The following is a 25,016-nucleotide window of genomic DNA, read 5'->3' on the forward strand; positions in this document are numbered from 1 at the left end:
CTGCCGTCCGCCGCTCAGGAACCTGCCGGCGGTGGGCTGTCGATGGCGCTGCGCAGCCCGTCCAGCCAGGCGAGGTGACCCCGCAGGGCCGCGCGACCGGCCGGGGTGAGGCGCAGCCAGGTCCGCGGCCGCCGACCGACCGAGCCCTTGCGGACCTCGAGGTGGCCGGCCTCCTCCAGGGTCCGGCTGTGCTTGGAGACGGCGGAGTCGCTGACCCCGACGAGATCGCGGACGGTGCCGAACTCGACCCAGTCCGCGCCCTGGAGCAGTGCGCACAGAGCCAGCCGGGGGCCGGTCTCGAAGATCGCGTGCCGTTCGCCCGCGACCGTGTCGTCGGCGTCACCGCTCACGGCGTGACCCGGCCGGCCGCGATGTCGTCGCGCATCCGGGCACGGATCCGGACCTGCCCCAGGAAGACGGCCACGGCGACGACCACCAGCAGGGCCAGCGCGGCCGGCCGGAGCCCGTTCCCGACCAGGAGCTGGATAGCGACGAGCCCGGCGACGGTGACGACGAGGACGGCGAGCCACAGCCGCCGGGCGCCGGGGTAGGCGCCGATCCGGCGCGGGAGGTACACCCCGGACCGGCGGCGGCCGATCACCGCGTGGGCGGCCGCGGCCAGGGCCACCACGAGCAGGGCCCACTGGACGCCCGGGAGCCCGCCGGGCAGGTACGACGCCCAGATCGGGATTCCCGCGATCAGCACGAGCGCGATCCCGTAGAGGGCCCAGTAGGTCCGCGGGAGCTCGGCGTGCACGGAGAGCCTGCGGCGCGCCTCGGCGACCTGGTCGAGCTCGGGGGTCTCGGACATGTCGTTCTCCCGTCTGCATCAATTTTCGATATGGAAAGTGTATGCGAGTTCAACAGGACCGGTCAACCGGGCAGGTCATCGCGCACTCGACGGGGCGCGACCGGTCGGGCATGGTGGGTGGCAGCGCGACTGGCGGGACGAGGATGGGGAACCATCGGGAAGCCGGATCGCGGGTGCCGACCGCCTGGGTGCCCGCCGAGGCGGTCCCATGACGATCTCCCCCTCCCCCGCGCGCCTGCTGCCCGGCGCACCCGTCGCCGAGGCGGTGCTCGCGTCCGTGACGGCCCGGGCCCGGGCGCTCCGCGAGCGCGGCACCGTCCCCTCACTCGCGACGATCCTGGTCGGCGACGACGACGCGAGCGCCGGCTACATCCGGATCAAGCAGCGCCGGGCCGCCGCGCTCGGTTTCCGCTCCCCGCACGTGCACCTGCCCGCCGACACCACACAGCAGCAGCTGCACGACGCGATCCGCGCCCTCAACGACGACCCGAGCGTGCACGGCGTCCTCGTCCAGCACCCGCTCCCGGCGCACCTGGACCACGGCGCGGCGCTCGCCGTCGTCGACCCGGACAAGGACGTCGACGGCATGCACCCGGTCAACCTGGGCCGGCTGGCGGCCGGGCTCCCGGCACCGACGCCGTGCACGCCGGCCGGGATCGAGGCGCTGCTCGACCACTACGACATCCCGGTCCGCGGACGGCACGTCGTGGTGCTCGGCCGGGGCGCGACGCTGGGCCGGCCGCTGTCGATCCTGCTGTCGCAGAAGCGGGAGACCGCCGACGCCGCCGTCACGGTCGTGCACACCGGGGTGCCGGACTGGGGCGCCCACACCCGGGCCGCCGACATCCTGGTCGCCGCCGCCGGGGCGCCGGGGATCGTCCGGCCCGAGCACGCCCGGCCCGGTGCCGTCGTCATCGGCGGTGGGGTGCGCTACGACGGACGACGGCTGCTGCCCGACGTCGACGAGTCCTGCGCCGGGACGGCCGGGGCGATCACCCCACGGGTCGGCGGCGTCGGACCGACGACGGTCGCGATGCTGTTCCGGAACACCGTCGACGCCGCGGAGTCTGCGGCGGCCTGACGCTGCGCACCGGCCCGCGGATCTCCCGGCTCGCGACTACAGCAGGCAGAACTCGTTGCCCTCCGGATCCCGCATGACGATCCACTCGGCGGCCTCGCCCTGTCCGATGTCGACGCGCGTCGCACCGCGGGCCTCCAGGAGCTCGACCGCAGCGGCCCGGTCCTGCACACGGAGATCGAGGTGCAGACGGTTCTTCGTCGTCTTGCCTCGGCGGCCGGTTCGAAGAAGAGGCTCGGACGCCGTCCGTCCGGCGGACGCACCTCGAGCCCGTCCGGAGCGACCTCCCAGCCGAGGGTCTCGGCCCACCAGCGGGCGCAGGCCCGCGGGTCCCGGGCGTCCACGGTCAGCGCTTCCCAGGAGAAGAACACCGGCGGACGGTAGGGGTTAGGCCTGCGCGTTGCCCAGCCGGATCCCGCTGAACCCGAGCGTGCTCGCCGCGACGGCCGCCCAGAACGCGCCGATCCGGGGCAGCACCCGCAGCCCGATCCCGGCCGCCTCGTGCAGCGCGAGCAGGTCGCCGACCGGTTCCGGCGGCCCGAGCGGCCGGACCGTCGCGGTCGCGACGTGCGCGTGCGGCTCCGGCTCCCCGAGCGGCGTGAACGGCTCCGCGGGCAGCCGGTAGGCGAACAGCTCGACGCTCCGGATCCGGTCCAGCCACGCGTACTCGACGGCGTGCACGCGCGAGCCCGCGCCGGGGCCGATGATGTGCGCGGCGTCGGCGGTCGTCGTGCGCGGCGTGGTCCAGGCCATCGCCCGGGGGCACTGTCGCGGGAACCAGTAGGCCGGTGCCCGCTCGGCGTCGACGGCCCACCCGTAGGCGGCCGCCTGCCGGGAGGTCCGGGCGACGTGCGGCGCGAACACGGTGATCGTCGGGTCCTCGGAGAAGTGCAGCACCTGTCCGGCGTCGGGACGCATCACCCCATCGTCCCGCAGCCGGGGCCGCGGGTCCCCGGGCTCAGCCGACCTGGTTGACCCGGATCAGGTTCCCGGCCGGGTCGCGGAAGGCGCAGTCGCGCACGCCGTAGTCCTGGTCGATGGGTTCCTGGACGACGTCGGCGCCGGCGGCCTGCAGCCGCTCGAACAGCCCGTCGAGATCGTCGGTGGCCAGCGTGACGGCGGTGTAGGCGCCCTTCGCGATCAGCTCCAGGATCGTGCTGCGCTCGGCGTCGGTGACCCCGGGATCGGCCGCCGGTGGGTGCAGCACGATCGAGGTGCCGGCCCCGCCGGTCGGGCCGACGGTGATCCAGCGCATGTCCTGGTAGCCGACGTCCTGCCGAATCTCGAAGCCGAGCGTGTCGCGGTAGAAGCCGATGGCGGCGTCGGCGTCGGTGTGCGGGAGGAAGGCGTAGTGGATGCTGAGGCTCATGGCGACGACCCTAGGGACGGTCGTCCGGTCCGGGCTTCTCGATTCCTGACCGGTGCCGGACCGGCCTCGTCACCTGCTTCGCCAGGCACGGCGGGATGCCCTCGGCGGCCTGCGAGTGGTCGCGCCGGTAGACGCTCGGGGACACACCGACCAGCTCGGTGAACCGGGTGCTGAAGTGCCCAGCGACGACGAGCCCACCGCGAAGCAGACCTCGGTGACGGTAAGGTCCCCGCGGCGCAGCAGGGTCATCGCCCGCTCGATCCGCCGGGTCATCAGGTAGGAGTACACCGACTCGCCGTAGACGCGGCGGAACTCGCGGCTCAGGTGACCGACCGACATGTGCGCCCCGCGGGCCAGCGCCTCGACGTTCAGCGGCCGGGCGTACTCCCGGTCGATCCGGTCGCGCACCCGCCGGAGGACGACGATGTCGCGCAGCCGCTGCTCCTCCGTCCGGCCCCCGCCCATGCCCGTCATCGTGCCACGGGCGGGACCGCACCCTCCGTGACCGGAAGCTGTCGCTCGTTCGACATCTCCCGATCGGGGATCCCGTCACCCCGGGTCGCCGGAATCTCCCGTTCCGGTCGCATTCCGGCCGAATAATTTCACTCAATTCAGCGAGTATCGGCACCGACGGTGATTCATTACCCCGATGGGGTTGCGCGCATTGCATTGCAGGCCAACGGATCGCGATCATTCTCGGCAGTCGGTACGGGCTCCCACCTGTTCGTTGTGCCGACACGGAGGGGCGGGCTCTCGGGCACGGCCACAACACATCAGGAGCAAACTGTGCTGAAGAAGGCTGGAATCGTCGTTGCGGCATCGGCGGCGGCCCTGCTCGCCATCAGCCCGATGGCGTTCGCCTCGGACGGCGGCAGCGAGATCGACAAGGACGCCAAGGGCCTCATCGCGGGTCTGAACGGCAACAATGTCAACGTGCCGGTCCAGGTCTGCAACAACAACGTGCCGGTCAACGTGCTGGGTGTCCAGGTTCCGATCGAGGACGCGGCGGCGGGCAACGGCCTGACCGGTGCCCTCGGCATCCTGGGCAGCGCCTCGGCCAAGAGCGGCGACTCGGTCACCGACCAGTCCGACGCCTGCGCCCAGTCCTCCGGGGCTGGCGACAGCATCGGCTGACAGCTGACGAGGTCCGCATTCGCGGACACCAGGAAGGGCCCCGGGGCGAACACGCCCCGGGGCCCTTCCTGCGCGGGTTGCCCCGCTGTGGGCGATATCTCGTCGGCGTGACGAATCAGCCGCGGCGGTGTCCCAGCGATCGGTGGCGGGACCGCACCGCCATGAGGTCCCGCCACCGCCCCGCCCGCCTCGACCCGGTGACGGTGACGAACGATGCCCCTGCCCGAGACCACCGCGACCGGCACCTGCCCCACGTACCGGCTGGCCACCGGCGCGTTGTGCGCGACGGCTTTCCACCGGCCGGGTGGCCGTCTGGTGGTGTGCTGCCTGGGCGCGGTCGACGGCGCGTCCGCCGCCGCCCTCGGCAGCTTCCTGCGGGAGCTGACCGGGCCGGTCCCCTGCGTGGTGCTGGACCTGTCCGGCGTCGAGCACCTCAGCACCGCCGCGATCGAGACCCTCGTCGCGGTCGGCCGGGACGGCATCCGGGTCCGGATCCGCCGCGGACGGACCCGGGACGTACACCGGGCGCTGGCCGGTAGCGGCGCGCTGACCGTCCTGGAGGACGGCTGAGCAGGGCCCGGGCCGCTCAGCTGCCCGCCGGCACCGGCCGACGCGCGCCGCGGTACCGGGCGATCATCCCGTGCCGCGGCCCGAACAGGTAGGCCAGCACGAACGCGACGGCGAGGCTGAGCACGACCGATCCGCCGGTGGAGACGTTCACGTAGTAACTGACGTAGCTGCCCACCACCCCGGACAGCACGGCCACCGCGACGGCGACCGCCAGCATCGGCTCCATCCGGTCGGTCAGCAGGTACGCGGTCGCCCCCGGGATGATCAGCACGGCGACGACCAGCACGATCCCCACCGCCTGCAGAGCGACCACGACGGCCAGCGCGAGCAGCCCGAGCAGCAGCGCCTCGACCCGGCGCGGATCGATCCCGATCGCGTGCGCGTGCACCCGGTCGAAGGCGACGAGGGTGAAGTCGCGGTGCCGCAGCAGCACCACCGCGACGGTGACCAGCCCGAGCACGACGATCTGCACGACGTCACCGGTGGAGAGCCCCAGCAGGTTGCCGAACAGGATGTGCGACAGGTCGGTGTCGCTGGGCGTACGCGAGATCAGCACCAGCCCGAGCGCGAACAGCCCGGTGAACACGACGCCGATCGCGGCGTCCTCCTTGACCCGCGAGGTGCGGCGCACCAGCCCGATCAGCCCGACCGCGCCGGCCCCGAAGACGAACGCGCCGACGCCGAACGGGATGCCGACGATGTAGGACAGCACCACCCCGGGCAGCACCGCGTGCGACACCGCGTCCCCCATCAGCGACCATCCGACCAGGGTCAGCCAGCAGGACAGCAGCGCGCCGACCGTGCCCGCCACGACGGCGACCAGCAGCGCCCGCTGCATGAACCCGAACTGCAGCGGCTCCAGCATCCAGGCGATCATCGGGCCTCCCCCTCGCGGACCGGCGGGATGCCGAACACCCGGCCGAGCACCTCCGGTGTGACGACGGCGGACGGCGGGCCGTCGGCCAGCAGCCGGCCGGCCAGCAGCACCGCCCGGTCGCACAGCGTGTCGACGCCCGCGATGTCGTGCGTGGACACCAGCACGGTCCGGCCGTCGTCGCGCAGCTCGTGCAGCACCGTCGTCATGGCCTCCTGGGTGCCGCGGTCGACCCCGGCGAACGGCTCGTCGAGCAGCAGCAGCGGGGCGTCCTGGGCGATCGCCCTGGCCAGGAACACGCGCTTGCGCTGCCCGCCGGACAGCCGACCGATCTGGCGGCCCGCGAGATCGGCCAGCCCGACCCGGGCGAGCGCGTCGTCGACGGCCGCCCGGTCCGCGGCGCGGGCCCGGCGGGCGATCCCCATCCGGCCGAAGCGCCCGGTCAGGACGACCTCGCGGGCGGTGACCGGGAAGTCCGGGTCGATCGCCTCGGCCTGCGGCATGTAGGCGATCGCGGCGGACCGGCGGGCCGACCGGACGTCGCCGCCGAGGATCCGGACGGTGCCCGCGTACGGCCGGAGCAGGCCCATCGTGGCCTTGAACAGGGTGGACTTGCCGGAGCCGTTGGCCCCGAGCAGGCCGCACACGGTGCCCGTGCCGAGCTGCAGGTCGACCGCGTCGAGCGCGGTCACCTCGCCGTAGCGGACCGAGACCCCGCGGACGTCGAGCACCGTCACCGGACACCCCCGGTGAGCCCGTCGGCGATCACCCGGGCGTCGTGCCGGAGCAGCTCCAGGTAGCTGGGCACCGGACCGTCCGGTTCGGACAACGAGTCCACGTAGAGCGGGCCGGCGAGGCGGACCCCGGTCTCGGCCGCGACCTGGCGCTGCGCGGAGTCGTTGACGGTGCTCTCGCAGAACACCGCGGGGACGGCGTTGTCCCGGACGAAGCCGATCGTGCTCGCGATCTGGTCCGGGGTGCCCTCGGCGTCGCTGTTCACCGGCCAGAGGTACGCCTCGCGCAGGCCGAGATCGCGGGCCAGGTAGGAGAAGGCGCCCTCGCAGGTCACCAGGGCCCGCTGGGTCTCGGGCAGGGCGCCGAGCTCGGTCCGCAGGTCCTCGCCGACCCGGCGGATCTCGGCGGCGTAGCGCTCGGCGTTCGCGGTGTAGACGTCGCGGCCCGCCGGATCGAGCTCGATCAGCGCGTCCCGGATGTTCTGCACGTATCGCTCCCCCGCCACCGGCGACATCCAGGCGTGCGGGTTCGGCCGGTCGCGGTACTCGCCGGCCACGATCGGCAGCACCTCGACGCCCTCGCTGACGGTCACCGAGGTGGCCTCGGAGCGGTCGACGAACTGCTCGAACCAGCGCTCCAGGCCCAGGCCGTTGTCCAGCACCAGATCCGCCCCGGCCCCGCGGACCAGGTCCCCGGGCACCGGCTCGTAGTCGTGGATCTCCGCGCCCGGCCGGGTGATCGACTCGACCCGGACCCGGTCGCCGCCGACCTCGCGGGCCATGTCGGCGATCACCGTGAAGGTCGCCAGCACCACCGGCCGCGGGTCGTCGTCGGCGGCGCCCGGGGCCGGCCCCTGGCCGCACGCGCCGGCCAGCACCGCGACCGCGAGCAGGACCGCCGCGAGCGCCGAAGTTCGCCGCGGCAGCCAGCGCGAGTTAGGCATGGCGAACACTATGTGGCACGAGCCGCCACACGGCAAGGACAGGAGATTGAGATCAGGTGCGGAGCCCGCCGAGCACGCGATCCAGCTCGTCGAGGCAGGCCAGCCCGGCGGAGACCGAGTACCCGTCCCACCAGGCGAGCGGATCGACCTGCGCCACCCGGCCGGCCCGCACCGCGGGCAGCTGCTCCCACAGCCCGCCGGCGGTGTAGCGCTCGAAGGTCGCGTCCGCCTCGTCGACCAGGCCGCCGCCCCCGAGGAAGTAGAGGAGCACGTCGGCGTCGGCGAGCACACCGACCGACTCGTCGCCGATCGGCACGTGCGTCTGCTGCGGCGAGGGCAGGTCGGTGGACGGCGGACGGGTCAGCCCGGCGTCGGCCAGGACGGCGGATCCGAAGATCTGGCCGCGCACGATCCGCAGCTCGTCGGTGGTGAACCGGAGCAGTGCGACGGTGTACCGGTCGATCACCCCGGTGTGCGCCGACCGCACCTGGTCCAGGCGTTCGGCGTAGGCCGCCAGCCGCCGCTCGATCTCCTCGCCCGCGCCGAGCACGTCGCCGATGGTGCGTACCGCCTCCTGCCAGACGGCGCCGCGCCCGGCGTTCTCGTAGGCGACGGTCGGCGCGATCGCGGCGAGCCGGTCGTAGTGCTCCTCGATCCGCTGGGTGTTGCCGATGATGAGATCCGGGCCGATCGCGACCAGCTGCTCCAGGTTGAGCTGGTTGAACCCGAGCGGGGTGAAGTCCGCCGCCGGCGCCGGCAGGTAGGGCGGCACCGGGGCGGCGCCCTGCAACGTCTCGGAGGCGATCAGCGGCACCCCGGCCTCGAGCGCGACCTGCAGGCCGCCGTTGCTGTCCAGCGACACGATCCGCTGCGGCGCCACCGGCACCTGCGCCGTCCCCAGTGGATGCTCGACCGTCCGGCCGCCGTCCGGGGCGTCACCGGCCGGGGCGGCGGGCGAGCACCCGGCCGCGGCGGCCAGACCGGCGAGCGCGCCGGCGGCGAGGAAGCCCCGCCGGTCCAGGGCGGAGCGCGGACGGGCGGTCACGGTGCGGGGGCGGTCCGGCGCGAGCAGCACGATTCGGACGGTAGAGGTGAGCCCTACTTCCGTCCAGCGAGGTCGGAGGCGGCCCACTTCCGGGCCCGCTCCCCGGCGTCGAGCACCGGGCAGGTCAGGCACATCCCGTGCACGCCGTCGGTGAAGTCCAGGCAGCAGGCGCCGCGGACGCCCCACACCTGGTCGTCGGTGGCGCCGTAGCGGACCAGGGCCGGCACCGAGCGGCGCGGCAGCCCGGCCTCGAACAGGTGCCCGGCCAGCGTCTCGGCCCGCCGCCAGGCCGGTGCGCGCTCCCTGCCGAGCTGACGGGCCACGTTCATCATCCCGAAGTGGAGCATGTCGACGACGTAGCTCCACAGTGTCCGCGAGCCCACCCGGGTCCGCTCCCCCAGCAACCCGACGAGCGGGGCGAGGGTGCCGACGAACGCGGGGGCCAGCTCGCGATCGGCGGCCGGAGCGCCGTCCACCACCAGGACCCGCCCGGTGACGGCGCCGGACTCGACCCGGCAGAGGTAGCGCTGCGGCGACGGCGCAGGGGCGGTCCCGGACAGGTACACCGAGCCCGCCGTCGCGAAGACCAGCTCGCGGACCAGGTCGCGCAGGGTGTGCACGGCGCGCGGGCCGGGCGGTGCGTCGCGGCGGGCGTCGAGCAGCCGGTCCAGGATCGGGTCGCCGGGATCGGCGATCCGGGCCAGCGGGACCCAGCCGGGGCCGGTGGGCGGCGCGGTCGCGAACCCGGGGAGCGGGGCGAACGCCAGCGGCGCGCAGCACTCGCGGAGCTCGGCCATCGGTCCGCCGGGGCCGGTGTCGGTCATGGCACCAGGGTCGCACGAACCCGCGTCCCGGCCGGCCCGGTCCGATCGGTCACCATCGGGTCCCCCGGGCGGGCCGGTCCGGCATGCTGGGTCCCGGACCGCCGCACGGCGGCACCCCGGACGAGACGCGCCGTACCCGGACCGCCAAGACGACGCACCCTTCGGGAGGACGTGCGTCATGGCGTGGATCTACCTGGTGGTCTCGGGTGTGCTGGAGACGGTGTGGGCGGCGGCGCTGTCGCAGAGCCGGGGTTTCTCCCGGCTCGGGCCGTCGCTGCTGTTCGGCGGCGCGCTGTTCCTGAGCATGGGCGGTCTGGCGCTGGCCCTGCGGGAGCTGCCGGTCGGGACCGCGTACGCGGTGTGGGTCGGGATCGGTGCGGTCGGCACCGCGATCTACGGGATGGTGGCGCTCGGCGAGCCCGCAACGACGGCGCGGCTGCTGTGCCTGCTGGCGATCGTCGCCGGCGTGGTGGGCCTGAAGGTCCTGCACTGAAGGACCGGCCCTGAAGGATCAGTACTGAAATCAGTACTGAAGGACCGGGCGGCCCGGGAACGACGGCGGGGCCGCACCCCGTGTGGGATGCGGCCCCGCCGACCGGGGAGCCCCTTTACTCGAAGGGTCCGTTCTTGATGAGCCCGCCGACCGGCCCCTCGACGTAGCCGGGGGTGATCGCCGGGAACTCGGTCTCGGTCCCGTTGACGCCGTCCGGGCGGTTGCTCGGCAGGTAGCTGTCCGCGGCATCGACGAAGCCGAACTGCGCGGTGTCAACCAGCGAGCCGACGGCGTCGATCGCCTGGGTCGGGCTCTGGGTGCTCGGGAAGCCGGTGGTGGCGTCCTCCGCGCCCTCGTCGGCCGCGGCGATCCCGGCGAGCGGGAAGGCCACGGCGCCCAGGGCGCCGACGGCGATCAGCGAGCGTCGCATCCGGTTCTTCATCGAATCCGTCCTTCGTCTGGGGAGCGAGCAGGCCGTCACTCTAACGGCCTAGTGACGTGCGGCGTATGGACCACGCCGCACGACGATCACATGTTGTCCGCGCCGGTCTTGATGGCCTCGCGGATCCGGTTGTAGGTCCCGCACCGGCAGATGTTGCGGATCTCGTCCAGGGCCGCGTCGTCGATCTTGCGACCCTCCTCCTTGCACCGCCGCACCAACGACACCGCAGCCATGATCTGACCCGGCTGGCAGTACCCGCACTGCGCCACGTCGTTCTCGATCCACGCCTGCTGCATCGGATGCAGCTCGTCACCGTCGGCCAGACCCTCGATCGTCGTGACCTCGTCGGACTCCGACAGCGCGCCCACCGGCGTCGCGCACGGGTTGAACGCCTTGCCGTTCACGTGCGACGTGCACGCCTTGCAGACGTTGATGCCGCAGCCGTACTTCGGCCCGGTCACCCCGAGGACGTCGCGGAGCACCCAGAGCAGACGGACGTCGTCCTCGACCTCGACCGAGACGCGCTCGCCGTTGAGCGTGAAGGTGTGTGTGGGCATGGGGAAGCTCCTGCTCTCAGCGGGCCAGCTCGAGGCCGTTGGTGGGGGCGGGCGGCACCGGCGGGATCGTCGGGTACGGCTCGAACGGCAGCGGGTCCTTGTGCATGATCGGGAAGTACTGCGGCACCGTCCCGGTCGCGCGGGCGTAGGCGCAGGCGATCGCCCCGCAGGTGGCGGCGACGCCGAACTCGCCCGCGCCGCCGGGCTCCGGGGCCTCGGAGTCGTCGATGATCACGATGTTCATCTCGGGCGGGGTGTTCCACTGCCGGGTGTAGAAGTAGTTGTCCCAGCTGGCCTCGACGAAGTGCCCGTCGACCAGGTGCAGCCCGGAGGTCAGCGTCATCGCGATGCCGTCGTTGATGCCGCCCATCATCTGCGCCTCGAGCCCGCGCGGGTTGATCACCAGGCCGATGTCGACGACGTAGGTCACCTTGGTGACCCGCGGCCCGGTCCGGGCCTCGCGGATCCGGCGGTTCACCGTCTCCGGGCGGCAGTCGAGCTCGACGACCGCGCAGGCGATCCCCTTGTACTCCTGGTGGATGGCGATGCCCTGGGCGGTGCCCTCCGGCATCGACTTCCCCCAGTCCGCCTCCTCGGCGGCCCGGTCCACGACCTTCTTGAACCGGTCGAGCTTCACGAAGCCGGACCGGAACTCGTACGGGTCCTTGCCGAGCTTCGCGGCGACCTGGTCGATCATCAGCTCGCGGGCGGTGGCCGTGTCCGGCGAGTAGATGTTGCGCATCGAGCAGGTGTTGAAGCGCATGTCGACCTCGTTGAGCAGTGAGGTCGCGACGCCGACGTTGTACGGGTTGGACTGCGTGGTCAGGTAGATGGCCTGGGAGACCGAGTAGTTCCCGAGCGGGAGCTTCGCGACCGCGGCGGTGATCCCCTCGGAGAAGCCGGGGTTCACCTCGGTCGACACGCTGGTGTGCCGGATCTCGAAGCTGGAGACCGACTCGCCGGTGACCTGCGCGCGCACCCGGGTGGTGGCCAGCGGGTGCACACGGCCCTGCCGGGAGTCGTCGGCCCGGGTCCACATGAGCTTGACCGGCTTGCCCATCACCTGGGAGACCTCGGCGGCCTCCTGCAGCGCGTCGAAGAACAGCCGCCTGCCGAACGAGCCGCCGCCCTCGGTGACGTGGATGGTGACCGCGTTCTGCGGCAGCCCCAGCTCCTGGGCGATCTCGGCCTGGGCCGCGATCGGGCTCTTGGACGGGCCCCACAGCTCGGCCGAGCCGCTGCGGACGTCGGCGATCGCGCAGTTGGTCTCCAGTGCGGAGTTGCTGCGGAAGTAGAAGACGAAGTCGCCCTCGACGGTCTCGCCGGGCGCCTGCGGCACGGCCAGCGGCAGCTCGGCGCGGCGCACCGCGGCCAGGATCGACTCGTCGTCCTCGCCCTCGACGGTGCCGCCGTCCCAGCTCACGTCGAGCGCGTTGACCGCATCGACGGCCTGGCCGAAGGTGACCGCGCGGACCGCGACGCCGGTGCGGACCTGCTCGACGTCGGTGACGCCCGGCATGTTCCGGACCTCGTCGAGGTTGTTCACGCCGGTCGGGGCGGAGTTGAGGTTCGGGCCGCGGCAGATCACGGTCGGCAGCGCGTCCGGGATCTGCAGGTCGGTGAGGAACTTCTTCCGGCCGGTGACCATCGCCCGCGCGTCGGACTTGGTCCGCGGCGTGCCGATGACGGTGAACTCCTCGCGCGGCTTGAGCACGACCTCGACGGCGTCGTCCACCGGGCTCGCGGCGAGCTCGGTGAGCTCGCCGAACGGCAGCTCCTCGCCGTTCTGGCCGAGGATCAGGCCGGTCCGGCTGGTGAGGACGCTCTTCTCCTGGCCCAGCTGCGCGGCGGCGGCGTCGAGCAGCCTGCCCTGGGCCAGCGCGGCGGCGACCCGGATCGGGGTGTAGGTGGAGAACGTCGTCGCCGAGCCGCCGGTGAGCTGGTTGAACACCAGCTCGGGGCGGGCGTCGGCGAGGGTGACGACGACCTGGTCCGGGTCCAGGTTCATCTCCTCGGCGATGATCATCTGGGTGGACGTGATGATGCCCTGGCCGTTGTCCGAGCGGGGCAGCGCGAACGAGACCGTCCCGTCCCGGTTGACCTCGATCCGGATCAGGTTCGCGGTCGGCCGGGCCGCGTCGCGGACGGCGTCGAGCAGGTCGTAGACCTCGGCGGGCAGCGGCGGCGACGGGATCGCCGCGGCGCTGGCCTGCGGCACGCCGCCACCGAACAGGGTCTGCCGGCCCATCTCGGCGGCGACCACGAGGGTCGGCGCCGCGACGAGGTAGCCGAGGAAGCGGCGTCGGCTGACGTTCGACCGGGGGCCGTCGGACGCCGGACGCTCGGGGGCGGGGGCGCGATGAGCGGGCATCGTTGTCCTCTCCAGGGTGCTGCGGTGACCCACGTGGCGCCCCGCGTGCGGGGAGCGGGGGCGCCATGGGCTCTCGGGGCAGGCAACGAGGCCGATCGTTCGACGGTTACGCGCCGGTAGGCCCTTCCGGTGTCGATCGAATCCGCGCGTCCGCTCGCGGCCGATCACGTTCTTCGCAGGTCAACGAGGTGCCACTCAGGGGAGCCTTACCCGCATCTGCGGAGAAAAAACCCTCCGCGGCCCCGCACGACCGCCGTTTCGCCCTGTGAGGTGAACCACCCGTCCGGGTGAGGGTCGCTGATTGACACCGAACCGCTGAGGGGGTGTCGTCCGAAGGGGGTCACGTCCGCCGCCGGGAGCCCTGGCGGCGGACGCGACGACCCCGGCGCGTCACCGTGGGCGTCTCACATGGCGTCGGCGCCGGCCCTGATCGCCTCGCGGATCCGGTTGTAGGTCCCGCACCGGCAGATGTTGCGGATCTCGTCCAGGGCCGCGTCGTCGATCTTGCGACCCTCCTCCTTGCACCGCCGCACCAACGACACCGCAGCCATGATCTGACCCGGCTGGCAGTAACCGCACTGCGCCACGTCGTTGTCGATCCACGCCTGCTGCATCGGATGCAGCTCGTCACCGTCGGCCAGACCCTCGATCGTCGTGACCTCGTCGGACTCCGACAGCGCGCCCACCGGCGTCGCGCACGGGTTGAACGCCTTGCCGTTGATGTGGCTGGTGCAGGCCTTGCAGACGTTGATGCCGCAGCCGTACTTCGGCCCGGTCACCCCGAGCAGGTCGCGCAGGACCCACAGCAGGCGGACGTCGTCGGCGACCTCGACCGAGACGCGCTCGCCGTTGAGCGTGAAGGTGTGTGTGGACATGTGGTGGGAGCTCCTCAGATCGGGCGACGCGTCAACGGGCCAGCTCGAGACCGTTGGTCGGCGAGGGCGGGATCGGGGGGACGGTCGGGTACGGCTCGAACGGCAGCGGGTCCTTGTGCATGATCGGGAAGTACTGCGGCACCGTCCCGGTCGCGCGGGCGTAGGCGTTCGCGATCGCCCCGCAGGTCGGCGCGACGGAGAGCTCGCCGACGCCGCCCGGCTCGGGCCGCCCGCTGTCGACGATGAAGATGTCCATCTCGGGCGGGGTGTTCCACTGCCGGGTGTAGAAGTAGTTGTCCCAGCTGGCCTCGACGAAGTGCCCGTCGACCAGGTGCAGCCCGGAGGTCAGCGTCATCGCGATCGCGTCGTTGATGCCGCCCATGATCTGCGCCTTGTAGCCGAGCGGGTTGATCACCAGACCGCCGTCGCTGGCAAACACGACCTTGGTGATCCGCGGCCCGGAGCGGGCGGCGCGGATCTCCCGGCCCACCGTCTCCGGCCGGCAGTCGATCTCCACCAGGCAGGCCGCGAAGCTCTTGTACTCGACGTGGAACCCGAGGCCCTGGGCGGTCCCGTTCTTCATGGACCGGCCCCAGTCACCCTCCTCGGCGACCTTGTCGAGGACCGCGCGCATCGCGTCGTTGCGCAGGAACTCGCGGCGGAACTCGTACGGGTCCTTGCCCATCTTCGCGGCGATCTGGTCGACGATCAGGTCGCGCGCGGTGCCGACGTCCGGTGAGTACACGTTGCGCATCGATCCGGTGTTGAACCGCATGTCCACCTCGGACAGCGTGCGGGTCTGCACACCGAAGTCGTACGGCGTGTTCTGGGTGAGCTCCCAGATCGCCTCCGCGACGCCGACCTGGCCGAGCGGCGCCTTGGCCGCGGCGGCGGTGACCGCGTCGCCGAAGCCGTGCCCGAAGTCGCAGGCCACGCTGGTGTGCCGCTGCTCGAAGCTGACCACCGACTCACCGGCGACGACCGCGCGGATCCGCGAGGTGGCGAGCGGGTGTACCCGGCCCTGCCGGGAATCGTCGGCCCGGCTCCAGATCAGCTTGACCGGCTTGCCGATCTTCTGCGAGATCTCGGCGGCCTCCTTGGCCGCGTCGCCGAACAGCCTGCGGCCGAACGAGCCGCCGCCCTGGACGATGTGGATCGTCACCGCGTTGACCGGCAGGCCCAGCTGCTCGGCGATGTCGTACTGCACGGTGATCGGGATCTTCAGCGAGGTCCAGATCGTCGCCTTGCCGTCGCGGACGTCGGCGATCGCGGTGTTCGTCTCCAACGCCGAGCTGCTGCGGAAGTAGAAGGCGAACTCGCCCTCGACGGTCTCGCCGGGAACGGACGGCACGGCGAGCGGGAGCTCCGCGGCGCGGACCTTCGCCAGGATCGACTCGTCGTCCTCGCCCTCGATCGTCCCGGCGTCCCAGCGCACGCGAAGCGCGTTGACGGCGTCGACGGCCTGGCCGTAGGTGTGCGCGCGGACCGCGACCCCGGTGCTGACCTCGACGACGTCGGTGATCCCCGGCATGTCCCGGACCTCGTCGGCGTTCGCGACGCCGAGCGGTGCGGAGTTCAGGTTCGGGCCGCGGCAGATCAGCGTCGGCAGCGCGTCCGGGATCTTCAGGTCGGCGATGAACTCCTTCTTGCCGGTGACGATCGCCCGGGCGTCGTTCTTGGTCCGCGGGGTGCCGATCACCCGGAAGTCCTCACGCGGCTTCAGCGCGACCTGGACCTCGCGGGTGACGTCGCTGGCCGCGGCCTCGGTGAGCTCGCCGAACGGGATCGCGCTGCCGCCGGCACCGGTGATCAGGCCGGCACGGCTGGTGAGCGTGTCGACGTCCTGCCCGAGGATGTGCGCGGCCGCGTCGAGCAGCCTGCCCTTGGCGAGCGCCGCGGCGACCCGGATCGGGGTGAAGGTGGAGAACGTCGTGCTCGAACCACCGGTGAGCTGGTTGAACACCAGTTCCGGCCGGGAGTCGGCGAGCGTGACGATCACCTGCTCGGGTTCCAGGTCCATCTCCTCGGCGATGATCATCGCGGTCGAGGTGACGATGCCCTGGCCGTTGTCCGAGCGGGGCAGCTGGAACGACACCGTGCCGTCCCGGTTGACCTCGACCCGGACCAGGTTCGCGGTCGGCCGCGAGGAGTCGCGGACCGCGTCGAGCAGGTCGTAGACATCGGCGACCTGGGGCGGCGAGGGGATCGCCGCGGCCGACGCCCCGGGCGGGGCGAACAGCTGCTGGCGACCCAGCTCGGCCGCGACGACCAGGGTGGGCGCGGCTACCAGGTAGCCGAGAAAGCGCCGTCGGCTGACGTCGCTGCGTGGTGTGCGTGCACGAGTCGGGGCAGACATCGTCGTCCTCTCCATCACCTCCGGCGACTGTGATGCAGGGGAGCCGCTCGCCGGAGTCCGTCGAGGGCGAAACGAGGGCCCGTTCGCAGGGATGCGCGCAGCGGTTCGACCCCGATCCGGGGTACTTCTCCGCAGCACGTGCGGTCATCCGCCGGGTTCTCGCAGCTAGATCGGCCACCGTCGAATCTCACGATTCCGCAGATGCGGATGACATTCGTCATGTTAATCCGCATTAACACGTTGCGTGGCGGATTTCGCGATGACCTGTTCGTGTGAGCGTGGCCACCTCCTTCGGTGGGTAGACGCCCGTTCCGGCGTCAGCGGCGGCCGGCCCTCAGCAGCCGGACGAAGGTCCACGGCAGCACGACGAGCACGGCGACCGCGGCCAGCACGAGCCCGATCGCGATCGTCCAGGCCGGCGCCCCGCCCGCACCGGACAGCACGCCGAGCACCGGCAGCGCCGCCGGCACGATGACGACCGCCGGCCACACCAGCGTGCCCAGCCACTTCTCGCCGACCGTCCACGCCCGGCCGGTCCAGAGCATCACCACGCCGGCCAGCCAGCCGACGACCGGCAGCACGAAGCCGCCCAGCATCAGCATCAGCACGGTCAGCACGGGGTAGGCGTCCGGGTCGCCCGCGCTGCGCGGGGCCGGGCCGGTCGGGTCGGTCGTCATGGTGGTCATCTCCTGCTCCTCCGTTCCGCGCCGGGTTCCGGCGCCGTGTCCACAGCGTCTCCCGGGGCCGGGGTACGGGGCATCGGAGCAGGGACGGATCGTGCGCGTCGGACCGTGGTCGGACGCCGGGGTGCCGGGGCTCAGCCCCGGTCGGCCAGCGCGCCGTCGAGCACGGTGTCCAGCAGCGCCGCCAGCTCCGCCGCGAGATCGAACGGGGGCGGCTCGACGTGGATCCAGCGCACCACGGCCGAGTAGTAGCCCAGCGAGAGCAGGCGGCCGACCCGGGTCGGGTCCGCCGAGGGACGCAACCGCGCCCCACCGGCCGCGATCAGCTCGGCCAGCTCCTCGCCCAGGTCGTGCCCGAGCAGTGTGTTGCTGTTGCGCAGGGCCACCTCCATCAGCGCCGTCGTCTCGCCGCGGGTCGCGACGTTGAGCGCGGCGAGCGCGGCGAGGTAGCCGCCGAGCAGCTCGCGCAGCGACCGTCCGGCGGGATCGGCGGCGTCCAGCGAACGGGCCGCCGCCTCCCGGCGCCGGCGGGCCCACTCGTCGAGGAACAGCGCCTTGCGCGGGAAGTGGTTGAACACCGTCGTCCGGGCGACCCCGGAGCGGAGCGCGATCTCGTCCATCGAGGTCGCGTCGAAACCCTGCTCGACGAACAACTCGACGGCCGCGGCGTACACCCGGTCCCGGCGCTCGTTGCGCTTGCGGGTGCGCCGGGTCAGCGGCGGCGGGGCGTGCACCGCGGTGGACTCCATCCGGTTCAGTACAGCACAGCTCGACGGACGAAGTTGTACTCGGGTCTTGCTTCGTCGCGGCTCCGGGCCTACCTTCGGCCACACCGAATCTGTACTTGAGTACGGCTTCGCAGGCGAGAGGGACGGTGCACCGTGGCATCAACGACGACCATCCGGGACGTGCTCCGACGGGCGAACCCATGAGGTGGGTGACCTACGACGCCGGGTCCGGCCCGCGCGCCGGGCTGCTGGACGGGGAGACGGTCCGCGGCCTGCCCGCCGGCGTCACCCTGCTCGGACTTCTCGGCGACGACGGCGAGCGGCTCGCCGACGCCGGTGCCACCGCCCGGTCGGCGCCCGCCGAGGTGCATCCGCTGGCCGGCGTCCGGCTGCTGGCACCCATCCCGCGACCCCCCTCGGTCCGGGACGGTCTGTGCTTCCTGGACCACCTGCGCGGCTGCTACCGGGCCCTCGGACGGCCCGCCGACCTGCACCCGGCCTGGTCGCAGACCCCCGCCTTCTACTTCGGGAACCCGGCCGCCGTGATCGGCCCGCACGACGACGTCCCGATCGCCCCCGGATCGCGCTGGTTCGACTTCGAGCTGGAGGTCGGCGCCGTCGTCGGCCGGGGTGGCCGTGATCTGCACCCGGACACCGCCGCGCGGCACATCGTCGGCTACACCTTCTACAACGACTGGACCGCCCGCGACCACCAGCTGCGCGACATGGCGCAGGGCATCGGGATGGGCAAGTCGAAGGACAGCGCGATCACCCTCGGCCCGGCGCTGGTCACCGCCGACGAGGTGCCGCCCGGGTTCGAGGTCGCCGCCGCCGTGAACGGCCGGGAGATCGCCCGCGGCTCGCTGTCCGGCATGGACTGGAGCTGGGGCGAGCTGCTCGCGTTCCTCTCCCGCGGCACCGACCTGGTGCCCGGCGACGTGATCGGGTCCGGCACCGTGCCCGGCGGCTGCCTGCTCGAACACGTCGACACGCCCGATCTCGGGGCCTTCACCGGGTGGCTCGCCCCCGGCGACGAGGTCGTGCTCTCCGCGACGGCGCTGGGCGAGACCCGGCAGACCGTCCGCCCGGCCGTACCACCGGTGCCCCTGAGTTCCGGGCACTGAGTTCCGGCACCGAGCTCGACCCCGCCCACCCCCCATCACCCGACGTCAACGAAGACGGAGGACCTCGTGTCCGTTGTCCCACCCCCCGCCGGAACCCCTGCCCCGCAGGCGTCCGCCCCCGTGGAGTCGCTGTTCCTCGGCGGGCTCGCCGATCCCTACCCGCTCTACGCCGAGCTGCGCGAGACCGGCGACGGTGTCCACTGGTCCGACGTGCTGGGCGCCTACGTGGTCACCCGCTACGCCGATGTCCGGCGGATCGGGGCCGACCCGAAGCTCTTCTCCAGCGACGTCTTCCACGACGCCGCCCCGAGCATGCACGACCCGTCCGACCCGGAGCACCTGCGCTTCCTGGACGCGGCGTCGCGGCTGTTCATGTTCGCCGATCCGCCGGTGCACACCCGGATCCGGTCGACCTTCCGGCACGTCTTCACCGCGCAGGCCGTGCAGCGCTGGCGCCCGCTGGTGGAGCGGGTCACCGCGGAGCTGATCGACCGCTACCCGCGCGGCGAGGAGTTCGACATCATGCCCGGCTTCGCCGCGGACGTGCCGGTCGCGGTGATCGCCGCGATCCTCGGTGTGCCCGACGAGATGCGCCCGCGGTTCCGGGACTGGTCCTACGCCTACGCGTCCACGTTCGACCCGGTCGTCCAGGGACCGCGCCGGGACCGGGCGATCGCCACCTCGCTGGAACTGTTCGACTATCTCGGCGAGCTGGTCGCGGCGCGCCGAGCCGAGCCCCGCGACGACCTGATCAGCACCCTCGTGCAGACCGAGACGATCGACGGCGACACCCTCGGCGACATCGAGCTGCTCGCCCAGCTGGCGCTGCTGCTGGTCGCCGGCAACGAGACGACGACCACCCTGATCGGCGCCGGCCTGACCCTGCTGTTCGACCACCCCGAGGTCCGCGGGCGGATCGAGGCGGACATGTCGCTGCTGCCCGCGGCGATCGAGGAGATGCTGCGGATCGACCCGCCGCTGCACCTGGTGATCCGCAAGACCACCGCCGACGTCGAGATCGGCGACCGCACGCTCCCGGCCGGGACGATGCTGTTCCCCAGCCCCGCCGCGGCCAACCGGGACCCACGCCGGTTCGACGCGCCGGACACCTTCCTGGTCCCCCGCGAGGACAACAAGCACCTGGCCTTCTACCACGGGGTGCACTTCTGCGTCGGCGCACCGCTGGCCCGGCTGGAGGGCCAGGTCGTGTTCGAGAGCATCCTGCGGTCCTTCCCGGACGCCCGGCCCGGCACCGTGCCGGCGGTCCGCCGCACCACCAACTCGGTCGCCCGCGGCTGGGAGAGCCGGCCGGTGATCCTGTGATCCCGGTCGTCCATCCGGAGTTCTGCGCCGGGAGCGGCGCCTGCGCCCGGGCCGCGCCCACCGTGTTCGGCCTGGACGGCCGGGGCTGGGTGGAGCTGCTCGACAGCCACCCCGGGCCGGAGCGGGCCGCCGCACTGCTCGAGGCCCGCGACGCCTGCCCGCTCGCCGCGATCGAGGTGCTCGACGAGCACGGCGATCCGGTCGGCTGAGGCACCCACCGACGATGAGGAGCACCATGAGCACATCGGACTACCGCCGGGGGCTGCACGACCTGGGTCGCGGCTGCCACGCCTGGCTGCAGCCGGACGGCAGCTGGGGCTGGAGCAACGCCGGCCTGGTCACCGGCTCCGGGACGTCGCTGATGGTCGACACCCTGTTCGACCTGACGCTCACCCGGGCGATGCTCGACGGCATCGCCCCGGTCGTCGACGAGTTCCCGCTGCGCACCCTGGTCAACACCCACCACGATCCGGACCACACCTTCGGCAACGAGCTGCTCGCCGCCCGCGACGTCGAGATCGTCGCCACCGCCGCGGCCGCCGCGCTGATGACCCAGGAGGCGGCCGACGCCGTCACCGGGGTGAAGCAGCTGGACGGCGCGCTCGGCGACTTCGCCCGGCACATCTTCGGGCCCTTCGATCTCGACGGCATCACGATGACCGGGCCGGACCGCACCTTCACCGGGGAGGAGAGCGTCGACGTCGGCGGCCGCGAGGTCCGGCTGATCCAGGTCGGCCCGGCACACACCCCGGGTGACGCGCTGGTGCACGTGCCGGACGCCCGGTTGCTCTACGCCGGCGACGTCGTCTTCGTCGGGGGCACGCCGATCGCCTGGGCCGGGCCGATCGAGCGCTGGGTGGCGGCGCTGGACCTGATCCTGGACATGGAGATCGACACCGTGGTGCCGGGGCACGGCCCGGTCAGCGGGAAGCCCGAGGTCGCGGACATGCGCGAGTACCTGGTATTCGTCGAGGCCGAGGCGCGGAAGCGGTACGAGGACGGTATCGGGGTGGACGAGGCGGTCGCCTCGATCGATCTCGGCCGGTTCGCCGAGCTGCCGGAGTCCGGGCGGCTCGCGCAGAACGTGCTGAACACCTACCAGCACCTCGACCCGACCGTCGAGCGACCGGAGCGGCTCACCGTGCTGACGAAGATCGCCGCACTGGAGGGCTTCCCCGGCACCCTCTGACCCGACCACCCCGGAGGACGCTCCCGCGATGATCCACGACGCGTACGACCTGCTCACGGCCACCGCGACCGCCCGGCCGGACGCGCCGTTCCTGCTGTTCGACGGCGACGACGGGCCGGTCCGGATCGGCTACGCCGAGCAGGTCCGGCGGGCGGACGCGACCGCGGGCCTGCTCGCCGGGCTCGGGGTGGGCGCCGGTGACCGGGTGCACCTGATCACGGCGAACCGGCCGGAGTTCCTGGACGTCTGGTTCGGCTGCGCCCGGCTCGGCGCCGTCGTCGTGCCGGTGAACCCGCTGTCCACCACCGCCGAGGTCGCGCACCAGCTCACCGACTCGCACGCGACGCTGTCGGTCGCCGATCCGCAGCTGCGAGCCACGGTCGTCGCCGCGGCCGGTGACCTGCCCGTGCTGGACGCCGACGAGCTGCCGGCCCGCCGGGCCGACGCGCCGCCACCGCCGCCGCACCGGCCCGCCGCGACCGCGGCGATCATGTTCACCTCCGGCACCACCAGCGCCCCGAAGGGCGTGCAGGTCACCCCGGCCAACTACCTGCGGGCCGGCCGGGCCGTCGCCGCGCACCTGGGCGTCACCGCCGAGGACCGGTGGCTGGTCACGCTGCCGCTGTTCCACGGCAACGCCCAGTACTACTGCCTGATGTCCGCGCTGGTCGCGGGCGGTTCGATCGCGCTCACGCCGCGGTTCTCCGCGACCGGCTGGCCGCGCCAGGCCCGGGTGCTGGAACCGACCCTGGCCAGCCTGTTCGCCGCGCCGATCCGGATGCTGCTCGCCCGCTCCGAGCCCGACCCGGCGGACGCGGCCAACGCGCTGCGCCTGGTGCTGTTCGCGCAGAACCTGTCCGGCTCCCAGGCCGCCGCGTTCGAGGCCCGGTTCGGCGCCCCGCTGGTCCAGCTCTACGGGATGACCGAGACCGTCGTCCCGCCGCTGGTGAACCCGCTCGACGAGCGGCGCCGCTGGGACTCGATCGGATTGCCGCTGCCCGGCGTGCAGGTCCGGGTCGTCGACGCCGACGGCGCCCCGGTGCCGCCCGGCACCCCCGGCGAGCTGCAGATCGGCGGGACCCCCGGCGTCGACCTGACCCCCGGCTACGACGGCCGTCCCGACGCCACCGCCGCCCTGTTCGACGACGGCTGGCTGCGCACCGGCGATCTCGTCCGGCTGGACGACACCGGCCGCGCCTACTTCGTCGACCGGGCCGGTGACCTGGTCAAACGGGCCGGGGAGAACGTGTCGACCGGCGAGGTCGAGCAGGTGCTCGGCGGGCACCCGGCGGTGCTGGAGAGCGCCGTGCACGGGATGCCCGATCCGGTGTACGACGAGATCGTCGTCGCGCACGTCGTGCTCCGGGACGGGCACGAGGCCGGGCGGGAGGAGCTGATCGCCTGGTGCCGGGAGCGGCTGTCCCGGTTCAAGGTCCCGGAGCGGGTGCTGGTGCGCTCGGAGCTGCCCCGCACGACCATCGGGAAGATCCGGAAGGACGTGCTGGGCACCGAAACCGTCCCGCCGCACTGACCCCGCTGCTCGGCGGCCTACGGCACCCCCGCCGGTGTTCGCACGGGATCGGGCCGTTCGCACGGGATCGGATCGGGATCGGTGGCCGTCGCGAGGATCGGCGGCGCCGCGCCGGCCCGCTCGGCGTCGAGCCACCGGCCGAGGAGGTTGCCGTCGGCGCCGAGTGCGACGTCGAGCGCCTCGACCACCGGCCGCGACGGCCAACGGCGCAGGTGCTCGACGTGACTGAGATGGGTGCGGTTCACGTGCGCGGCGTCGGCGACGTCGGCCAGCGACCGGCCGGACGCCGCGCGCAGGCGGGCCAGCTCCGCGGCGAACTCCGCGCGCCTGGTCACCTGTGGTCTCCCGGTGTAGTCCGGACGGTGTCTACGCGGACACTCTGCCCGGCCCCCGGGACGGGGCGCCACGCTCGGCGCGGTGCGGAGACCACGAAGCACCGACCGGCGGGACCTCGATCCGTGCGGACGGTCCGGCGGGCGCGTCGAGCTGATGTCGGCGGCCGATCGGCGGACCCACTACGCCACGGACCTCGACTACGGCGCGGCTCTGGCCGCGCGGATCGAGATCGTCCCGGTCGTGTGCGGGGCGCAGATCAGGCTGTGTGCACTGGTTACCCCGCCCGGACCGCTGTGCCCGCACTGCATCGCGGCACCGGAGCCGGGCGTCCGCCCCTCATGACGAGATCCGCACGGGTCCGGCTTGTTCGCACGGGATCGGATCCCGTGCGGATGCGACGAACCCGTGCGGACGGTGACGGGCGGGAGCGCTCCACCGGGCGCAGCAACCAACGACAGAGGCCGGACCCCCGACTCGGGGATCCGGCCCTCTGACCTGGCGGTAGCGGTGGGATTTGAACCCACGGAGGCGTGAACCTCACGCGCTTTCGAGGCGCGCTCCTTCGGCCGCTCGGACACGCTACCGCCGAGAAGGCTACTAGACGGCCCCGCGCGAATCGGGCGGGGGGTCAGCCCCGGTGATCGGCGAAGAACGACTCCAGCAGGGCCGCCGCCTCGCCCTCCCGGATCCCCCCGACGACCTCCGGTCGGTGCGTCAGCCTGCGGTCCCGCAGCACGTCCCACAGCGAGCCGGCGGCGCCGGTCTTCGGTTCCCAGGCGCCGAACACCACCCGCTCGATCCGGGCGAGGGCAATCGCGCCGGCGCACATCGTGCACGGTTCGACGGTCACCGCGAGCGTCGCGCCGGTGAGCCGCCAGGAGCCGACGACCTGCGCGGCGGCGCGCAGCGCGAGCACCTCGGCGTGCGCGGTGGGATCGCCGAGCGCCTCGCGGGCGTTGCACGCGGCGGCCAGCTCGGAGCCGTCGGCGGCCAGCACGACCGCGCCGATCGGGACGTCACCGGTCGCCGTCGCCGCCCGCGCCACCTGCAGCGCGCGGACGACAGCTGCCTCGTCGGCGGGCCGGAACACGCTCAGGAGTTGACGATCTCGTCCAGCTGGCCGGCGAAGCCACAGCGCCGGGCGATCGTGTCGAGCTGCTCGTCCGGGTAGAGCTCCAGGTCCGAGACCAGGACCTCCAGCTCGTCGGCGGGCAGGCCGAGATCGGCCAGGATGCCGAGGTCGCCCTCCGGCCAGGGGTCGTCGAGCACGTCGTCGTCCGGCGGGAGCTCGACCCGCAGCAGGTCCAGGACGTCGGCGGCGACGTCGTAGTCCAGCGCGGCGACCGCGTCGGAGATCAGCAGCCGCACGCCGCCCGCGGACGGGCGCAGCAGGACGAAGAACTCGTCGTCGACGTCGAGCAGGCCGAGCACCGCCCCGGTGGACCGCTGCGCGCGCAGCGCGGTGATCGCCGCGTCGAGATCGACCAGCGCCTCGGCATCGAGCCGGACACAGCGCCACCGCCCCTCCTCGCGGATCGCGGCGACCGCGAATCCGGGCAGGGCGGCACCCCGGGTGTCCGGGGCTGCCTCGACGCTCTGGGTTGGCACGTCGACAACGGTACGTC

29 protein-coding genes, 1 tRNA gene, 2 pseudogenes and 1 riboswitch are annotated in these 25,016 nt (G+C 72.9%); of the genes and pseudogenes, 9 read left to right on the top strand and 23 right to left on the bottom strand.

Annotation, left to right across the window (positions count from 1 at the left end; all coding sequences use genetic code 11):
• Nucleotides 1-14 precede the first annotated feature (14 nt).
• Together ACVJO7_RS14595 and ACVJO7_RS14600 are read right to left on the bottom strand one after the other, a co-directional pair.
• On the bottom strand, nucleotides 15-350 hold the full coding sequence (locus ACVJO7_RS14595; protein ID WP_491673320.1) for a winged helix-turn-helix domain-containing protein: 336 nt from the start codon (nucleotides 348-350) through the stop codon (nucleotides 15-17).
• The gene (locus tag ACVJO7_RS14600) at nucleotides 347-811 is read right to left on the bottom strand and encodes a hypothetical protein (protein WP_491673321.1); all 465 of its coding nucleotides are present in this window, start codon (nucleotides 809-811) and stop codon (nucleotides 347-349) included. The genes ACVJO7_RS14595 and ACVJO7_RS14600 overlap by 4 nt, the downstream gene beginning before the upstream one ends.
• 208 nt (nucleotides 812-1,019) lie before the next feature.
• On the opposite strand from ACVJO7_RS14600, the gene ACVJO7_RS14605 reads away from it, so the two are divergent.
• Nucleotides 1,020-1,892 carry a bifunctional 5,10-methylenetetrahydrofolate dehydrogenase/5,10-methenyltetrahydrofolate cyclohydrolase gene (locus tag ACVJO7_RS14605; RefSeq protein ID WP_491673322.1) on the top strand — a complete coding sequence of 291 codons (873 nt, stop codon included), beginning with the start codon at nucleotides 1,020-1,022 and terminating at the stop codon, nucleotides 1,890-1,892.
• Between the two features lie 36 nt (nucleotides 1,893-1,928).
• Here ACVJO7_RS14605 and ACVJO7_RS14610 read toward each other — a convergent pair whose 3' ends face one another.
• The 5 genes and pseudogenes from ACVJO7_RS14610 to ACVJO7_RS14630 form a co-directional block, all read right to left on the bottom strand.
• Nucleotides 1,929-2,060: a VOC family protein gene (locus tag ACVJO7_RS14610; protein ID WP_491673323.1), complete on the bottom strand. Its 132-nt coding sequence runs from the start codon at nucleotides 2,058-2,060 to the stop codon at nucleotides 1,929-1,931.
• A gap of 89 nt (nucleotides 2,061-2,149) precedes the next feature.
• Nucleotides 2,150-2,260, bottom strand: a pseudogene (locus ACVJO7_RS14615) (VOC family protein); the annotation flags it as partial.
• Between the two features lie 16 nt (nucleotides 2,261-2,276).
• A complete protein-coding gene (locus ACVJO7_RS14620; RefSeq protein WP_491673324.1) occupies nucleotides 2,277-2,807 on the bottom strand; it encodes a DUF6886 family protein in 531 nt (176 codons plus the stop codon).
• Nucleotides 2,808-2,847: 40 nt separating this feature from the next.
• Nucleotides 2,848-3,258 carry a VOC family protein gene (locus ACVJO7_RS14625; RefSeq protein ID WP_491673325.1) on the bottom strand — a complete coding sequence of 137 codons (411 nt, stop codon included), beginning with the start codon at nucleotides 3,256-3,258 and terminating at the stop codon, nucleotides 2,848-2,850.
• Nucleotides 3,259-3,268: 10 nt separating this feature from the next.
• A pseudogene (locus ACVJO7_RS14630) lies at nucleotides 3,269-3,732 on the bottom strand (helix-turn-helix transcriptional regulator).
• A gap of 312 nt (nucleotides 3,733-4,044) precedes the next feature.
• Between ACVJO7_RS14630 and ACVJO7_RS14635 the strand changes: the two are divergent.
• Together ACVJO7_RS14635 and ACVJO7_RS14640 are read left to right on the top strand one after the other, a co-directional pair.
• Nucleotides 4,045-4,392 (top strand): hypothetical protein, encoded by a 348-nt coding sequence (locus tag ACVJO7_RS14635; RefSeq protein WP_491673326.1) that lies wholly within the window; start codon nucleotides 4,045-4,047, stop codon nucleotides 4,390-4,392.
• A gap of 213 nt (nucleotides 4,393-4,605) precedes the next feature.
• Nucleotides 4,606-4,962, top strand: a complete 357-nt coding sequence (locus tag ACVJO7_RS14640) for an STAS domain-containing protein (RefSeq protein WP_491673327.1) — start codon at nucleotides 4,606-4,608, stop codon at nucleotides 4,960-4,962.
• A 16-nt stretch (nucleotides 4,963-4,978) separates the two neighbouring features.
• Here the strand turns inward: ACVJO7_RS14640 and ACVJO7_RS14645 are convergent, their stop codons facing one another.
• The 5 genes from ACVJO7_RS14645 to ACVJO7_RS14665 are packed head-to-tail and all read right to left on the bottom strand — an operon-like array spanning nucleotide 4,979 to nucleotide 9,383.
• On the bottom strand, nucleotides 4,979-5,839 hold the full coding sequence (locus ACVJO7_RS14645; protein WP_491673328.1) for a metal ABC transporter permease: 861 nt from the start codon (nucleotides 5,837-5,839) through the stop codon (nucleotides 4,979-4,981).
• Nucleotides 5,836-6,573 (bottom strand): metal ABC transporter ATP-binding protein, encoded by a 738-nt coding sequence (locus ACVJO7_RS14650; protein WP_344023174.1) that lies wholly within the window; start codon nucleotides 6,571-6,573, stop codon nucleotides 5,836-5,838. Before ACVJO7_RS14650 ends, ACVJO7_RS14645 begins: the two co-directional genes overlap by 4 nt.
• Nucleotides 6,570-7,514 (bottom strand): metal ABC transporter substrate-binding protein, encoded by a 945-nt coding sequence (locus ACVJO7_RS14655; protein ID WP_491673329.1) that lies wholly within the window; start codon nucleotides 7,512-7,514, stop codon nucleotides 6,570-6,572. Before ACVJO7_RS14655 ends, ACVJO7_RS14650 begins: the two co-directional genes overlap by 4 nt.
• Before the next feature lie 52 nt (nucleotides 7,515-7,566).
• A complete protein-coding gene (locus ACVJO7_RS14660; protein ID WP_491673330.1) occupies nucleotides 7,567-8,589 on the bottom strand; it encodes an iron-siderophore ABC transporter substrate-binding protein in 1,023 nt (340 codons plus the stop codon).
• A 23-nt stretch (nucleotides 8,590-8,612) separates the two neighbouring features.
• On the bottom strand, nucleotides 8,613-9,383 hold the full coding sequence (locus ACVJO7_RS14665) for a hypothetical protein (RefSeq protein ID WP_491673331.1): 771 nt from the start codon (nucleotides 9,381-9,383) through the stop codon (nucleotides 8,613-8,615).
• Between the two features lie 95 nt (nucleotides 9,384-9,478).
• Nucleotides 9,479-9,542, top strand: a riboswitch (guanidine-III (ykkC-III) riboswitch).
• Nucleotides 9,543-9,561: 19 nt separating this feature from the next.
• Here ACVJO7_RS14665 and ACVJO7_RS14670 point away from each other — a divergent pair.
• On the top strand, nucleotides 9,562-9,876 hold the full coding sequence (locus tag ACVJO7_RS14670) for a DMT family transporter (protein WP_344023166.1): 315 nt from the start codon (nucleotides 9,562-9,564) through the stop codon (nucleotides 9,874-9,876).
• Between the two features lie 115 nt (nucleotides 9,877-9,991).
• On the opposite strand, the gene ACVJO7_RS14675 is transcribed toward ACVJO7_RS14670, so the two are convergent.
• The 7 genes from ACVJO7_RS14675 to ACVJO7_RS14705 all read right to left on the bottom strand — a co-directional run bounded on the left by ACVJO7_RS14675 (nucleotide 9,992) and on the right by ACVJO7_RS14705 (nucleotide 17,909).
• Nucleotides 9,992-10,318, bottom strand: a complete 327-nt coding sequence (locus ACVJO7_RS14675) for a hypothetical protein (RefSeq protein ID WP_491673332.1) — start codon at nucleotides 10,316-10,318, stop codon at nucleotides 9,992-9,994.
• Between the two features lie 86 nt (nucleotides 10,319-10,404).
• Nucleotides 10,405-10,875: a (2Fe-2S)-binding protein gene (locus ACVJO7_RS14680; protein WP_491673333.1), complete on the bottom strand. Its 471-nt coding sequence runs from the start codon at nucleotides 10,873-10,875 to the stop codon at nucleotides 10,405-10,407.
• Nucleotides 10,876-10,891: 16 nt separating this feature from the next.
• The gene (locus tag ACVJO7_RS14685) at nucleotides 10,892-13,246 is read right to left on the bottom strand and encodes a molybdopterin cofactor-binding domain-containing protein (protein ID WP_491673334.1); all 2,355 of its coding nucleotides are present in this window, start codon (nucleotides 13,244-13,246) and stop codon (nucleotides 10,892-10,894) included.
• Between the two features lie 404 nt (nucleotides 13,247-13,650).
• Complete coding sequence (locus ACVJO7_RS14690) at nucleotides 13,651-14,121, bottom strand: (2Fe-2S)-binding protein (RefSeq protein WP_491673335.1); 471 nt, start codon at nucleotides 14,119-14,121, stop codon at nucleotides 13,651-13,653.
• Nucleotides 14,122-14,152: 31 nt separating this feature from the next.
• Nucleotides 14,153-16,477 (bottom strand): molybdopterin cofactor-binding domain-containing protein, encoded by a 2,325-nt coding sequence (locus ACVJO7_RS14695; RefSeq protein WP_491673336.1) that lies wholly within the window; start codon nucleotides 16,475-16,477, stop codon nucleotides 14,153-14,155.
• Between the two features lie 317 nt (nucleotides 16,478-16,794).
• Complete coding sequence (locus ACVJO7_RS14700; RefSeq protein WP_491673337.1) at nucleotides 16,795-17,163, bottom strand: hypothetical protein; 369 nt, start codon at nucleotides 17,161-17,163, stop codon at nucleotides 16,795-16,797.
• Nucleotides 17,164-17,294: 131 nt separating this feature from the next.
• A complete protein-coding gene (locus ACVJO7_RS14705) occupies nucleotides 17,295-17,909 on the bottom strand; it encodes a TetR/AcrR family transcriptional regulator (RefSeq protein WP_344023152.1) in 615 nt (204 codons plus the stop codon).
• Nucleotides 17,910-18,088: 179 nt separating this feature from the next.
• Here ACVJO7_RS14705 and ACVJO7_RS14710 point away from each other — a divergent pair, with 179 nt between their 5' ends.
• The 5 genes from ACVJO7_RS14710 to ACVJO7_RS14730 all read left to right on the top strand — a co-directional run bounded on the left by ACVJO7_RS14710 (nucleotide 18,089) and on the right by ACVJO7_RS14730 (nucleotide 23,055).
• Complete coding sequence (locus ACVJO7_RS14710) at nucleotides 18,089-19,012, top strand: fumarylacetoacetate hydrolase family protein (protein WP_491673338.1); 924 nt, start codon at nucleotides 18,089-18,091, stop codon at nucleotides 19,010-19,012.
• 120 nt (nucleotides 19,013-19,132) lie between these two features.
• Nucleotides 19,133-20,335: a cytochrome P450 gene (locus ACVJO7_RS14715; RefSeq protein WP_491673339.1), complete on the top strand. Its 1,203-nt coding sequence runs from the start codon at nucleotides 19,133-19,135 to the stop codon at nucleotides 20,333-20,335.
• Nucleotides 20,332-20,544 (top strand): ferredoxin, encoded by a 213-nt coding sequence (locus ACVJO7_RS14720; protein ID WP_491673340.1) that lies wholly within the window; start codon nucleotides 20,332-20,334, stop codon nucleotides 20,542-20,544. Before ACVJO7_RS14715 ends, ACVJO7_RS14720 begins: the two co-directional genes overlap by 4 nt.
• 26 nt (nucleotides 20,545-20,570) lie before the next feature.
• Nucleotides 20,571-21,524, top strand: a complete 954-nt coding sequence (locus tag ACVJO7_RS14725; RefSeq protein ID WP_491673341.1) for an MBL fold metallo-hydrolase — start codon at nucleotides 20,571-20,573, stop codon at nucleotides 21,522-21,524.
• Between the two features lie 28 nt (nucleotides 21,525-21,552).
• Nucleotides 21,553-23,055, top strand: coding sequence for a class I adenylate-forming enzyme family protein (locus tag ACVJO7_RS14730; protein ID WP_491673342.1), 1,503 nt, complete (start codon nucleotides 21,553-21,555; stop codon nucleotides 23,053-23,055).
• 17 nt (nucleotides 23,056-23,072) lie between these two features.
• On the opposite strand, the gene ACVJO7_RS14735 is transcribed toward ACVJO7_RS14730, so the two are convergent.
• From ACVJO7_RS14735 to ACVJO7_RS14750, 4 genes are all read right to left on the bottom strand, one after another.
• Nucleotides 23,073-23,390: a helix-turn-helix domain-containing protein gene (locus ACVJO7_RS14735; protein WP_491673343.1), complete on the bottom strand. Its 318-nt coding sequence runs from the start codon at nucleotides 23,388-23,390 to the stop codon at nucleotides 23,073-23,075.
• Between the two features lie 497 nt (nucleotides 23,391-23,887).
• Nucleotides 23,888-23,975: transfer RNA gene (locus ACVJO7_RS14740), tRNA-Ser, on the bottom strand.
• A 44-nt stretch (nucleotides 23,976-24,019) separates the two neighbouring features.
• Nucleotides 24,020-24,481, bottom strand: a complete 462-nt coding sequence (locus ACVJO7_RS14745) for a nucleoside deaminase (RefSeq protein WP_491673344.1) — start codon at nucleotides 24,479-24,481, stop codon at nucleotides 24,020-24,022.
• A 2-nt stretch (nucleotides 24,482-24,483) separates the two neighbouring features.
• On the bottom strand, nucleotides 24,484-24,999 hold the full coding sequence (locus ACVJO7_RS14750) for a tRNA adenosine deaminase-associated protein (RefSeq protein WP_344023117.1): 516 nt from the start codon (nucleotides 24,997-24,999) through the stop codon (nucleotides 24,484-24,486).
• Nucleotides 25,000-25,016: the final 17 nt, after the last annotated feature.

It is taken from the genome of Pseudonocardia sp. DxW, assembly GCF_058448985.1.